Genomic DNA, 12,854 nt, shown 5'->3' with positions numbered 1-12,854 from the left:
AATAGGTATTCGTGTCTTCCGATCTTCAACGTGGCGTTTCCAAGAGAGCCAGAGCTCTTCTGCATACATTGGCGACGGTGAAGCCATACTCTCGCATTACAATTTCCCCCGGGGCCGATGCACCAAAATGATCCACGCCGAGCACATCACCATGTTGACCGACATAGCGAGACCAACCCTGTGTCACTCCGGCTTCGACTGCAAGTCTTACACTGATTGACGGCGGCAACACTGTGTTGCGGTATTCCTGTGCCTGGGCTTCGAACAGTTCCCAGCTCGGCATCGAGACGATGCGCACCTGGTATTTTTGTTCTTGAAGTTTCCGTCGTGCTTCCACGATCAGAGAGACTTCAGACCCGCTGGCGATCAGAATGAGATCGGGATGGCCATTTGGGGCATCAGCCAGGATGTATCCGCCGCGCTTCAGGCCATCGGCAGCGGAAAACTCTGTGCGGTCGAGCGTCGGCACAGATTGCCGCGTCAGGATCAAAGCCACCGGCCGGTCCCGCGTTTCGATCGCGACGCGCCAAGCCGCTGCCGTCTCGTTGGCGTCGCCGGGTCGGATTACGATTAGGTTGGGAATCGCCCGAAGACTGGCGACCTGCTCAACGGATTGATGGGTCGGGCCGTCTTCACCCAATGCGAGACTGTCATGCGTGAACACATATATCACTTGGATTCCCATCAGGGCGGCGAGGCGAATCGGCGGTCGCATGTAATCGGAGAAGGTCAGAAACGTCGCCCCGAATGGAATGGTGCCGCCGTGCGTGGCCAGGCCGTTCAAGATCGCACCCATCGCGTGCTCGCGAACCCCGAACTGGAGATTACGCCCGGCATAACTCCATCCGCCGCCCGCCGATCCTTGTAGATCTCCGATAGCCATGGAGGAATTCCCAAAATTGCCGGCTTCGCCCAGTTCCGTGAAGGTGGACGGATTCAAGTCAGCCGAACCCCCGATCAGGCCAGGGAGTGTTTTGCTGATAGCGTCCATGATTTTTCCCGAGGCGACGCGGGTGGCCAAGCCTTTGGTATCGATGGGGAACTGTGGGATGGTCGTGTCCCAGCCTTGTGGTAAATCGGCGTTGATGAGTGAGCGAAGTTCACGGGCAAGGTCCGGATATTCTTTTTCATATTCCGCAAATGTTTCGTGCCATTTCGCCTCCGTTTGACGGCCCTGGTCAATGGCCTGGCGACAATGCTGCTGAACTTCCTCCGGTACATGAAATGGCGGGTCAATGGGCCAGCCGAGGTTCTGTTTCGTCAATTTCACTTCCTCCTCACCGAGCGGGGAGCCATGCGCGGCAAAGGTACCCTGTTTGTGGGGAGAACCATAGCCAATATGAGTCCTTATTAGAATTAGTGAGGGCCGGTCTGTGTCCTGACGCGCGGCATGGATAGCGCGATCGATAGCGTTCACATCGTTGCCGTCGTCGATCGTTTGTGTGTGCCAGCCATACGCCGCAAATCGTTGGGCGCGGTCTTCGGTGAACGTGAGCTGGGTGGATGCGGCGAGCGTGACCCGATTATCGTCATACAAATAGATCAGCTTTCCCAGCTTCAAATGACCCGCAAGGGAGGCGGTTTCGGCCGCCACGCCTTCCATCAGGTCACCGTCGCTCACCACCCCGTAGGTGTAATGATGTATGATTTCGAAACCGGGCCGATTGTAACGGCCGGCAAGATAGGCTTCGGCGATAGCCATGCCCACTCCATTGCCGAATCCCTGACCGAGCGGGCCTGTGGTGGTTTCAACGCCGGGTGTTATTCCTCGCTCGGGATGACCCGGCGTGAGGCTGCCCCATTGGCGAAACTGTTTGATCTGCTCGAGCGGCAAGTCATAGCCGGTGAGATAGAGCAAGCTGTACAACAGCATCGATCCGTGGCCGGCCGACAGAACGAAACGGTCTCGATTGAACCAGTGAGGATTGGAGGGGTTATGTTGAAGAAATCGTGTCCATAGGACATAGGCCATCGGGGCTGCGCCCAGCGGGAGTCCCGGGTGACCACTGTTGGCCTTTTGCACCGCATCCACCGACAAAAAACGAATCGTATTGATCGACAATTGCTCCAATTGCGCCGGACTCAGAGTTGTTGCTCTTGTGGTATTCATCGTACGTTTTCCTTGCAGGCTTCTTTTGGTGGCCCCACCTCGATGGATTCCAGGTCATCCAATAAGGTGAGAGGTTTTTTTGAGTTCTTTTTCTTCAATATTTTCTTTACCGATCGCTACCGGATACCTCGACTTTGAAGTACTTTCAGGACATCTCTAAAAAATTCTGACAAGCGGCTTCCTCCTTGCGGTACTTCCATGACAAGGGGATTGTGTCAGGCGATCCCCGACAACTCAGCCGTGTTAATCCTTCCACTCGTTAGGATGTCCTGCTCATGTTTAAAATCCTCGCCCTTCAAACCTTGTCCTATTTAACCGATGACCCAACGGAAGATCAAATTCGTAACCGGTCGTGCCGCGATTGTCCTGTCTGACATTTTTCGGAAATGTTCATATTCCATCCCACAGGTCGTTGGCCCAATGCGTACCCCCCGGTCGAAGTCAGAACCCCGTAAGCCCAACTCTAAAGGCCAATATGGAAAACGCCTTCGCCTCTCTAAAAAGTCAAATTCTGTACGGGATCCCCAACTTGCCCGAGAGGATTCCCAAGAAACGAACGAATTCAGTCGAGCTGGGATATTTTTGCTAATCCACCATTTATCCACTATCTTGCGGCCATCCTCTGAAAAGCGACGAAAAGGAAGGAAAGGTGGCTGGCTATACACAGGCACCATGTCTTTGACCGTCCCGAACCGCAGAACCGTCAGGGAAAAATTAAGTTAATCAATACAATTGAGAACACAGTGTTTTCTTCATATGTTATTCAATGAGAAAACAATTCAACTCTTACCGGCGTAAGTTCATTTGATAGGAAAAAATTCCACCGGGAAGCCTCGTTAGATTTCATGGGGTCCGCGAAAATGCACTTTAAGAACCGAGCCAAATTGCTCAAGGACAGCGTTTCAAACTTGTTTATTGCAACCTGGATTGAATGTGACCGGGTACTTGAGGCCTGATCGTGCAAAAGAAAAATGCTATGAGTAGTGCAGGGAAGGCTTCCTTCTTTGTAATGTTTATTCCGACTTGGCGGACATGTCTACAGAGGGAATTGGGCGAGAGAGGTTAGAGAGGTGATAGAAAACCAATTGAATAAGAAAATTAAGATGGCGGCAGCGGACACATGCCATCCCCGACGATTCCGGCAAATTATTGCGAGGCGTGAAAGACCATTGCTATGGCGAGTGAGACTTCAGCAGTAGATTGGCCTAAAAAGATCGGTCTTTCACTGTACATGGAAGTTCTCGAAGAGCACCCAGAACTATTCCATCATCCATCGGAGTTCTTAAGATGAACCGGAGAGGAAAAGTGTGTTGCTTTTCACCCGAACACAGGCTGAATACCATAAGGTAGGGTGATGGAAGGTCTCTCATGACAATTTCCTGGCTAATTGGTCAGGTGTTGCCATGCCTCTCCTCTTAACCTATCGCAACTTTGGCTTGAGGAAAACGATAGAGCATGCGGACGGGTGGAGTGAGGGAGACGAGACCAACCAGAAGAGGTCCGAATCTCCCGAGAAACATACTGCATAGAATAATGACCTTTCCAAAATCCGTTAGTATCGCGGAGAGACTGAGCACGTCTCCGTTTCCGACGGAAAACCCAACCGTTCCCAATGCGGAGGCCACTTCAAACATGAGAGCCAAAAAAGGCTTATTTTCAATTAAGGCGAGGAAAAAGGTTAACGTGGTGACGGCTCCAATGGCCAGGAACATGATTGCCAGAGCTTGCAAGACAAGATGGAGAGGCATCCGTCGGTAGTGAAACTCCACATCCAGTCGTTTACGGAAGACGGCCCAGACTGATAGACACACAATGCCGAACGTGGTGGTTTTAATTCCTCCAGCGGTTCCTCCCGGTGATCCCCCGATGATCATTAACAAAATTAGCATATACAACGTGCTGGGTCGGAGGAGGCTCAGGTCCAGCGTATTGAATCCTGCTGTCCGGGCGGCTCCCGAGTGAAAGGCGGCGACCATGGCTCCTGCTGTAGGAGTTTGCGAGCCAAGCGTGGCCGGACTATGCAATTCCAACAGATAAAATCCTATCGTTCCAATCACCCATAAGCTTACCGAAACGAGTAAGGCCAGCCTCGTATGGGTTTGAATGCGATACCGTTCTTTTCGGTAATAACTCAGCAGGTCGCGGAAGACAATAAACCCGATGCCCCCCAGAACGAATAGGAGACTAATGGAAACATTCACCAGGACATCGTCCCGATAGGGTATCAGATTTTGAGAAAACGTCGAAAATCCCGCATTGTTAAAGGCGGAAACGGCATGAAAAATACCATGCCAACAGGCTTCTAATAAGGGCATTTCCTGGGAAAACCGCGCGGCGAGGATGGATGCGCCCACGCCTTCAAAGGTAAAGGTGATGATCAAAATGGTTTTGACAAAACGAATAGATCCCGCCAAATCCAATGAACTGAGGGCCTCCGCCACCATCATGCGGTTTCGTAGTCCGATGCGTTGTCCCACGGCGATGAGCATGACGGTTGCGAGCATCGCGTACCCTAACCCGCCCAATTGGATGAGTGTCAAAATGACGATTTGTCCGAATACGGTGAAATCTTTTTCCGTGTCCGCCACAATCAAGCCGGTGACCGTTACGGCCGAAGTTGCCGTAAAGAGAGCGTTGAGAAAACTTAATGGTTTACCAGGAATGGTGGCCCATGGGGTCTTCAGTAGGAACGTTCCGATAGTGATCAAGGCAATACCGCCTAGTGTGACGAGTTGGCCGGCTGACAGTTGGCCCTGGGGAAAAAACCGTCCAATCGTGGTGGTTGGGTACCACGAGCATGGACGAGTAGGAAGTGGTAATGAAGGCAACATGAAGGCTAAGGAACGAATTCTCCTACCTTCTCACATGAGCAGGTACGAAAAACAATCGAAATTCAAAGCCGCTCAGCTGAGTCAATCGGGTGAGAAGCCTCCTTCAAAGCTCTGCTTCATGGCAGTCCCTTAAAGGGAAAAACAAAGGAAGGAGTGAAATTATGGGGCAGCGGCCTGCTAACCGTGTTTAATGAGCGTTTTTCCTGTCAAGACGGTCCGAATCAGGCCGCTTGAATGGATAATCCTTGTTCAAGAAGTTGGATCAGTTCCCCGTGGTGATAGGGCTTGGCCAGGATCGCAAAGGCCCCTGCACTCATGCCCAGGTGCTGGAGCTGATCTGACCAACTCGCCGTGATCAGTATAAACGGGATTTTTCGATTCATGGGGTTCTGCCGAAGGGCTTGAAGCAGTTGCAGGCCATTCATTTCCGGCATCATGTAGTCGGAAAGGATCAAACGAATGGATGGGTGCTGCTGAATAAGGGCCAAGGCTTCTCTACCGTTTGCCGCTTCCAGGCACGTATACCCATTCATTTCAAGTCTACGTTTCAGTAGCCATCGGAGGTCAAATTGATCCTCCACCAGGATTATGGTTTGGTTCTTGGGGAGGATCTGAGGGGAGACCGATGAGGTCGGTGCCTCAAAATCCCTCCAAGGTGAGATTGTCATTTGCATGACAGCAAAGAAATGCAAGGAACGTTCCATGAATATTCTTCAGAGTCGGTTTCGGGAGGCTAAGAGACATTTCTAATTACTGGGTATTTAAAGGTATATTCGGAAATGTCAAAAACGGTACCGAGAAGCGAATGTGCCTGGCTTCCAAATAAGAGATACGTTGTCTCAAAAGGAGACAAACTGTCTTTTCTGTTGCTGGGGTTTTTCTCTTGAGATGGCCTAATCGGGAGGCTTTGGGTTTTTCTGTTTCTCATTATCCTCGCAGATGAGTCGCGGGGATCGACCTGAGGTGCGTCAAACACGAATGCGTGCTTAAATTCGTCGGTTATGTGGGAGATGAGGTTCTTGTTGAACATTGCGCCCATGAAGTCTCTGTCGAAGCTCAGACCCCTGCCAGGAATTGGCAGGGGCCGATTTTTCATTGTGGGGTAAGTAAACCTGCGGAGCGTTCCCTGTTACATGAAATAGTCAAAGTCGCTTTCACGGCGAGTCCGGCGGCGGAGTGCGAAAATAGCGGCTGGTTCGTCGTGAGGGTCCAACCGAATGGTGTAGTCACCTCCCACGACTTGATGGCGATAATCTTGAATGAGTTCATGCAATTGATACGTGTCCTGTTCTCCAATGCCGCATTCTTCAATTGGAATTCGGAGGCGAGCCTCATGGATGGTATAGGGATCCATATTGATTGCGAATAGAAGAATGTCTGTCTTGTCGGCATTCATTTTCCCATAGAAGAGAATGTGGTCGTTGTCGGATTGGTAAAATTGCAGATTGGTGAAGGTGTGCAGGGAAGGGTGATCCCGGCGGATCTGGTTGATGCGGGTGATATAGTCACGGATGTTTCCGGGACGATCCCAATCCCAGTGCCGGATTTCATATTTTTCCGAATCCTGATATTCCTCGGTTCCGGGAATTGCCTTATTTTCGCACAGTTCATAACTATTATAGATCCCATAGGTCGGGGAGAGCGTGGCGGCCAGCACGAGCCGGAATTTAAAGGCCGGCCGACCTCCCTGTTGAAGAATTTCGGGCAGGATGTCCGGTGTATTGGCGAAAAAGTTCGGCCGGAAATACTCTTGCATTTGGGTCCGGGTTAATTCGGTCAGGTATTCGGTCATTTCTCCTTTGGAATTTCGCCACGTAAAATACGTGTAGGACTGGGTATAACCGGCTTTCGCCAAGACCCGCATCATTTTAGGTCGGGTGAAGGCTTCTGCCAGAAACAGGACATCCGGGTGCTCCAACTGGATTTCCCGAATGAGCCATTCCCAAAAGATCACGGGTTTGGTGTGGGGATTATCCACTCGAAAAATTTTGACTCCATGGTCGATCCAATAGAGGAGGACCCGCTTCATTTCCTGCCAGATGTCCTGCCAGGCCTCGGTATAGAAATCAAATCCATAAATGTCCTCATATTTTTTGGGAGGGTTTTCGGCGTATTTGATCGTCCCGTCCGGGCGTTGCTTGAACCAGTCAGGATGTTGTGTCACGTAGGGATGATCCGGGGTGGCATTGATGGCGAAATCTATGGCGACTTCCATTCCGTGGTTTCTGACGGCTTGTTGAAAATGGTCAAAATCGTCCATCGTGCCGAGAGCCGGTTCGACCGCATCATGTCCTCCATGTCGACTTCCGATGGCCCAGGGACTGCCCGGATCGCCCGGCTTGGCCTTCAAACTGTTGTTGCGGCCTTTGCGGTTGGTCTCTCCGATGGGATGAATAGGGGTGAGATAGAGGACATCGAATCCCATATCCCGGATGGCCGGAAGGCGTTGTTCACAATCTTTAAATGTTCCCCCTTTTCCCGGCACGGTTCCTTCCGACCGGGGAAAGATTTCATACCAGGCGCCATACCGGGCACGCTCTCGGTCGACAATCACTTCCAATTCCTTCTCATAGGTGGACCAGGCAGCCCGTTGTTCGTGTCGGTCGACGAGTGTGGCCACAATCGGATCCAGGGCGACGGCGATCCGGGCTTCCTGGTCGGAAGCCGACTTCCACTTTTCCAACCAGAGTTTCAGCTCGGACTTGTCGGGACCTTTCGCCCTGGTCATCGCCTCTTTGACTTGCACTTCTCCCTCCAATAATTCACTGGAAAGGTCCGGAAGCACCCCATGTTTCTTGGTCAGTTCAATTCTCCAGGTTTCAAAACTCCTGACATAGGCTCCCACGGAATACAGATATCGGGTATTTTCTGCAAGGTGAAATGATCCAGCCCACCGGTCATTATCGACATGATGCATGGGGGTTTCCGACCATTCCTTCTGTCCCAGCAATTTGTAACGAAGTACGGCCCCAATGGTGTCGTGTCCTTCCTTGAACACGTCAGCTGTGACGTCCAGGTTCTCCCCGACGATCCGTTTGACCGGATAGCGTCCCCCATCCAGTTCAGGTTCGACATGTTCAATGATCAGGGTTTGTAAGGTTTTGGGAATATTAGGCATGACGCACTCCTTCGTGTGTGGCTCTTTGGATACCTGTAGATGACGATTGGGAATTGTTTCCCGTCAAGAAGGCCTGATAAGTCTGGACGTTCGCCATGAGTCAGCCGGACTCCCCGTTCAAGGCTCGGTTTGTGAAATATCAGTCGACTTCTAAAATTTGGAGAATGCCGTCCAGGGGGATACGCACCCAATCGGGACGGTTATTGAGTTCATAGCCGAGTTCGTAGATCGCTTTTTGGAGTAAATATCCATTCAGCAAAATTTGAATGTCGTCGGATGACGGGGGCAGAATGTCACGGACTTCTTTGATGGATAGGTACGCCTTGAGGTAGCTGACGCTGACCCATATTTGCCAATAGCGGGCCCAAGGTTCAAGCAAAGAAAAGTCTTCCGGTCGAACGCCTTCGACCAATCCGATAGAGGAGGCATGCGCCGCGTAATGAAAGGATCGCAACATGCCCGCGACGTCGCGCAGGGGGGATTCCTTCAGTCGTCTGACATTCAACGGCCTGGCCGGTTCGCCTTCAAAATCAATGATGATGAAATCCTTTCCGGTATAGAGCACCTGACCGAGATGGTAGTCGCCATGGCATCGGATGCGGGTGCAGGTGAGTTTCCGGTCCCGTATGGTTAAGAGCCGTTTGCGTAACCGGCCTTCTCCTTCCAGCACGTGTTTCGCCAGGGTGTGCACGGGTTCCTGGAGCCCTTTAACCTGAGTGCGAAGAAGGGGGAAGTTCATGTTGACCGTTCCCAACATGCTCTGATAAAGGCCCCGCCGGTAAAAATCTGTAAACGGTTCAGGTTTAAATTCCGAATCCTCGGAGTCGGAGCCGAGCGCGGCGTGCAGTTCTCCTGTTCGAAGGCCCAACAACCGGGCCTCCTCCAGATAGGGGCCAATCCATTCGCGGGCGCCGGTCGGTATCTCCTCGTCGACCAGGGCCATCAACGATTTTTGAGGAATGGACGAGGTCGTGATGGCTGTCGGATGGGTGAGCGCTTCTTCCAGATATCGACTGAGTTCATCCAACGTGAATTTCCAGGCGTCTCCTTCGTTTTGAATGAATTTCTGTAAGATCCCAAATGTCAGGAGGTCTCCATTGTCCCGTTGATATTCGATGGCTCCAGCCAGAGGGGCGATGTGGGGGAACCCTTTATTGGTTAAAAACCGTCCAATTTCAAAGTCAGGATTCACGCCGACTTCAGCCCGGCGGTAGAGTTTTAAAATGAAGTCATGTCCAAACAAGACCGAGGAGTTGCTTTGTTCACCCTTAAGCAGTGTGGGTTCAAGGGTCGGGACTTCTTTCTGAAGCTGCCGTCGAAAGATTTTCATGGCTTGGGTGATTAAATCGCCGGCCGGACCATTAAACCGGCGGTTTCGGGAAATACTATCCAACAGCATTTTTTGAAACTCCTGATCCCACATAGCATCGATGAGCAGGCCTTCCTGCTCACCGTCTTTCATTTTGACTCGCACGCGTGCAATGGCTGCCGGAGAGTCCATGAGTGGGGCCATACGATCGGCCGGGAGATACTTGAAGGGGAGGAGGTACATCTCCGGTTCTCCTTCGGTGTATTCCACGCGTATGAGCGCGAGGACGGCCAAAGGATCTTCCTGCGGAAGGGGGATCGTTTCCGTAATTTCCACGAATTGCATGGTGCGGGCCTTGCCGCCAAACCATCGTCGGCCTTGTAAGTACTGGGGTAACACATTTTCGAGTTTGACCTTTTCCCGTTTATGGATAAGGTTATCCCAATCTTTGGAGATCGTGATGGTGGGTAAGCCGTGTTCCGTTTTTCCCTGAGCCTCAAGTTGTTTGGATTCAATCGGGTCCAAGGCAAACCAGTAAAAGGCGTGCCCGGTTAGTGTGAGCAGATAAGGCAAATCGCCAATGGCTGGAAATTTACTTCGTCCGAACAAGGTCATGGGACGTCGTCCTTTGAATTCAGCAAGATCGAGTTCGACCCATTGGGCATGCCGGGATAAATTCACGGCCACCAGAATGGTTTCGTCCTGATACCGCCGGAGGAAGACCAGCACTTTCCGATTGGACGGATGAAGAAATTCAATGGAGCCTCGTCCAAAGACCTTATAGCGTTTACGCAAGGAGACGATGCGCTTCATCCACCAGAGTGGAGACTGTGCGTTATTTTGTTGAAGTTCGACGTTAACGGCTTCGTAATGATATTCAGGGTCAATGATAATGGGTAGATACAGTTTCTGTGGATTACCGTAGGAAAATCCGGCATTGCGGTCGGCACTCCATTGCATGGGAGTCCGGACCCCGTTCCGGTCGCCTAAATAAAAATTATCTCCCATCCCGATTTCTTCCCCGTAATAGATGACCGGTGTACCGGGCATCGAGAATAACAGGCTGTACATCAGTTCAATCTTTTTCCGGTCATTGCCCAGGAGCGGAGTCAATCGCCGCCGGATTCCCAGATTGATCCTGGCCTGCTTATCATGGGCAAAGACGCGATACATATAATCCCGTTCTTCATCCGTGACCATTTCAAGGGTAAGTTCGTCGTGATTCCGCAAAAAGAGCCCCCATTGGCAGGTTTCCGGGATCGCGGGAGTTTGATCAAGGATATCGATAATCGGAAAGCGATCTTCCATTTGCATCGACATAAACAGGCGGGGCATCAAGGGAAAATGAAAGTTCATGTGGCATTCATCGCCACCCCCAAAATACGCTGCGGCGTCTTCAGGCCATTGATTGGCTTCCGCCAGAAAGAAACGATTTTTGAACTTTTTATCGACATGCGTTCTCAGCGTTTTAAGAAATGCATGCGTCTCCGGGAGGTTTTCGCAATTCGTGCCTTCCCGCTCGAAGAGATAGGGCACGGCATCCAGGCGCAAGCCGTCCACACCCAGTTCCAGCCAGAAATCCAGGACCTCAAAGATCGCCTTTTGCACCTCAGGGTTGTCGTAATTCAGGTCCGGCTGATGAGAAAAAAAACGATGCCAGAAATACGCTTTGGCTACGGGATCCCAGGTCCAATTCGAATGTTCCGTATCTTTGAAAATAATTCGTGTGTCCGAATACAACTCGGGCGTTTCACTCCACACGTACCAATTCCGCCATTTACTGCCGGGGGGTGCCTTACGTGCACGCTGGAACCAGGGGTGTTGATCCGAGGTGTGATTCACCACTAATTCTGTAATCACCCGTAATCCACGACGATGGGCCTCCCGGACAAACGCCTGGAAGTCACGCCTGGTTCCATAATGTGGATGTATGTTGGTGTAGTCGGAAATGTCATAGCCATCGTCCCGGAGGGGAGAAGAACAAAAGGGCAGGAGCCAAATCGCCGTTATACCGAGGTCATGGAGGTAATCGAGCTTTTGGGTGAGCCCTTTGAAATCGCCGATGCCATCGGCGTTACTATCGCAAAACGCCCGAACATGGAGTTCATAAATTATAGCGTCTTTGTACCAGAGTGGATCATTCTCAAGTGTGTCGACAATCATGGAGTGGCCTTTCCTGATTTCTGACTAAAGTGTTCGTTTCACGGCCGTAGACAGGGGGTGCGGCCGCGATATGGGTCTTGAGATCGGCAATGTATGGATGGATGACCGTTCAGCGAGGATGCTGAAATATAAAAACGAATGGAAAGTGTTTACCATAGGAACGGGTGAAAAGGCTAATCTACTGTTAATGAGAAGATTGAGATTCCTGTATAATCAGGCGAGGAGCAAAGGAAAATTCAGCAAGAAATTTTCGAAGGATGGCTTGTTCCAGACGGGAAGGATATTGAGTCGGGCAGGGCACGCGGAGTAATAAGTTGATGCGGCCGGGTTCCGGCAACTGAATCGTGACCCGGGGTTCCACGGAGGGGGAGTCCAACCACAATTTGCCTTCGAGTTTTTTAAGATACGTTCTGGCCTCATCGATATACGGCGCGGCTTCTTCCTCGCCGGCTTGTAGCAGCAGACGTTCCGCGGTCTTCCAGTCATCATCGGTACTCAGCGGGACCGTCACAATATGAAGGCGGTATTTTTTGGTATAGGTTTCATTGGTTAAGGGGTGATCGAAAATAAAGCTGTTGGGGATGACCATGGCCCGGCCGGTATATTGGTGAGAGGTTTGGCCAGGGCCGATTTCCAACACTGTGGTAGTCAGGGCGTTGTGGTCGACCACATTTCCGCGAATGCCCCCGATTTCGATCCGATCACCCAAGGAATAGGCTTTGGTCAACACCCGGAGTCCTGAGCCGCTCAAGCAGTCAATGATTTCCTTGGTGGCCAGGACAAAGGCGACGGCAACCGCAAACACAGAGACGGCAAAGGTTTGGAGTTGCGGGGCCCAAATGAAAATCATCCCGAGGATAAACAGAAAGAGCAGGCCGTTTCGGAGGTTAACCGCCCATCGTCTCCGTGTTTCTACGGAAAGCTCGGTTGACCGAAAGAGACTATGGTGGATCCCCATCCTGACGATGATGATGATTAAGAAGAGAAAGAACGTACTCAGGCCGTACCGGATAAATATGTCACCGGGTGAATCTAGGATTTGTTCCACGTGTGGCTCCTCATGACGTATGTGTGGTCTGGACGCGTTGGGATCAATTCGACAGGCATAGCGGTCTCAGGCATCATTCCAGGGCTGCCCGATTGGGGGAAAAGGCGTATGCCGAAACGTTTGCAGATAAACGAGGAACACAGGTGAATCACGATCCAACGAGTCAAGCTGAAGGCGTATGGCTAAGAGCCGTGAATAGGCAGATCCGATTGAGAAATGCCAACCGGCTTCTTCAGATCATACTGTATTTGTTCTCCTAATCAAAGGGGTTTGGA

7 protein-coding genes are annotated in these 12,854 nt (G+C 51.4%); 1 reads left to right on the top strand and 6 read right to left on the bottom strand.

The window, feature by feature from the left end; all coding sequences use genetic code 11:
• Nucleotides 1-25 precede the first annotated feature (25 nt).
• The 6 genes from tkt to LX98_RS10250 all read right to left on the bottom strand — a co-directional run bounded on the left by tkt (nucleotide 26) and on the right by LX98_RS10250 (nucleotide 12,579).
• Nucleotides 26-2,110, bottom strand: a complete 2,085-nt coding sequence (gene tkt / locus LX98_RS10275; RefSeq protein WP_496428808.1) for a transketolase — start codon at nucleotides 2,108-2,110, stop codon at nucleotides 26-28.
• Nucleotides 2,111-3,525: 1,415 nt separating this feature from the next.
• On the bottom strand, nucleotides 3,526-4,941 hold the full coding sequence (locus LX98_RS10270) for a TrkH family potassium uptake protein (protein WP_496428807.1): 1,416 nt from the start codon (nucleotides 4,939-4,941) through the stop codon (nucleotides 3,526-3,528).
• A gap of 221 nt (nucleotides 4,942-5,162) precedes the next feature.
• The gene (locus LX98_RS10265; RefSeq protein WP_496428806.1) at nucleotides 5,163-5,645 is read right to left on the bottom strand and encodes a response regulator; all 483 of its coding nucleotides are present in this window, start codon (nucleotides 5,643-5,645) and stop codon (nucleotides 5,163-5,165) included.
• Between the two features lie 425 nt (nucleotides 5,646-6,070).
• Entirely contained in the window at nucleotides 6,071-8,050 is a 1,980-nt protein-coding gene (locus LX98_RS10260) for a maltotransferase domain-containing protein (RefSeq protein WP_496430589.1), read from the bottom strand.
• Between the two features lie 148 nt (nucleotides 8,051-8,198).
• On the bottom strand, nucleotides 8,199-11,531 hold the full coding sequence (gene treS, locus LX98_RS10255; protein WP_496428805.1) for a maltose alpha-D-glucosyltransferase: 3,333 nt from the start codon (nucleotides 11,529-11,531) through the stop codon (nucleotides 8,199-8,201).
• 184 nt (nucleotides 11,532-11,715) lie between these two features.
• A complete protein-coding gene (locus LX98_RS10250; protein WP_496428804.1) occupies nucleotides 11,716-12,579 on the bottom strand; it encodes a mechanosensitive ion channel domain-containing protein in 864 nt (287 codons plus the stop codon).
• Nucleotides 12,580-12,581: 2 nt separating this feature from the next.
• Here LX98_RS10250 and LX98_RS10245 point away from each other — a divergent pair, with 2 nt between their 5' ends.
• A complete protein-coding gene (locus LX98_RS10245) occupies nucleotides 12,582-12,839 on the top strand; it encodes a hypothetical protein (RefSeq protein WP_496428803.1) in 258 nt (85 codons plus the stop codon).
• The last annotated feature ends 15 nt before the right edge of the window (nucleotides 12,840-12,854 follow it).

This window comes from Nitrospira marina, from assembly GCF_059568365.1.
This window is presented reverse-complemented; position numbering and strand designations above follow the sequence as displayed.

Excerpts from the sequence above, each read along its gene's own strand:
- LX98_RS10265 (WP_496428806.1), bottom strand. The coding sequence starts at position 5,645 with ATGGAACGTTCCTTGCATTTCTTTGCTGTCATGCAAATGACAATCTCA.
- LX98_RS10270 (WP_496428807.1), bottom strand. The coding sequence starts at position 4,941 with ATGTTGCCTTCATTACCACTTCCTACTCGTCCATGCTCGTGGTACCCA.
- tkt (WP_496428808.1), bottom strand. The coding sequence starts at position 2,110 with ATGAATACCACAAGAGCAACAACTCTGAGTCCGGCGCAATTGGAGCAA.
- treS (WP_496428805.1), bottom strand. The coding sequence starts at position 11,531 with ATGATTGTCGACACACTTGAGAATGATCCACTCTGGTACAAAGACGCT.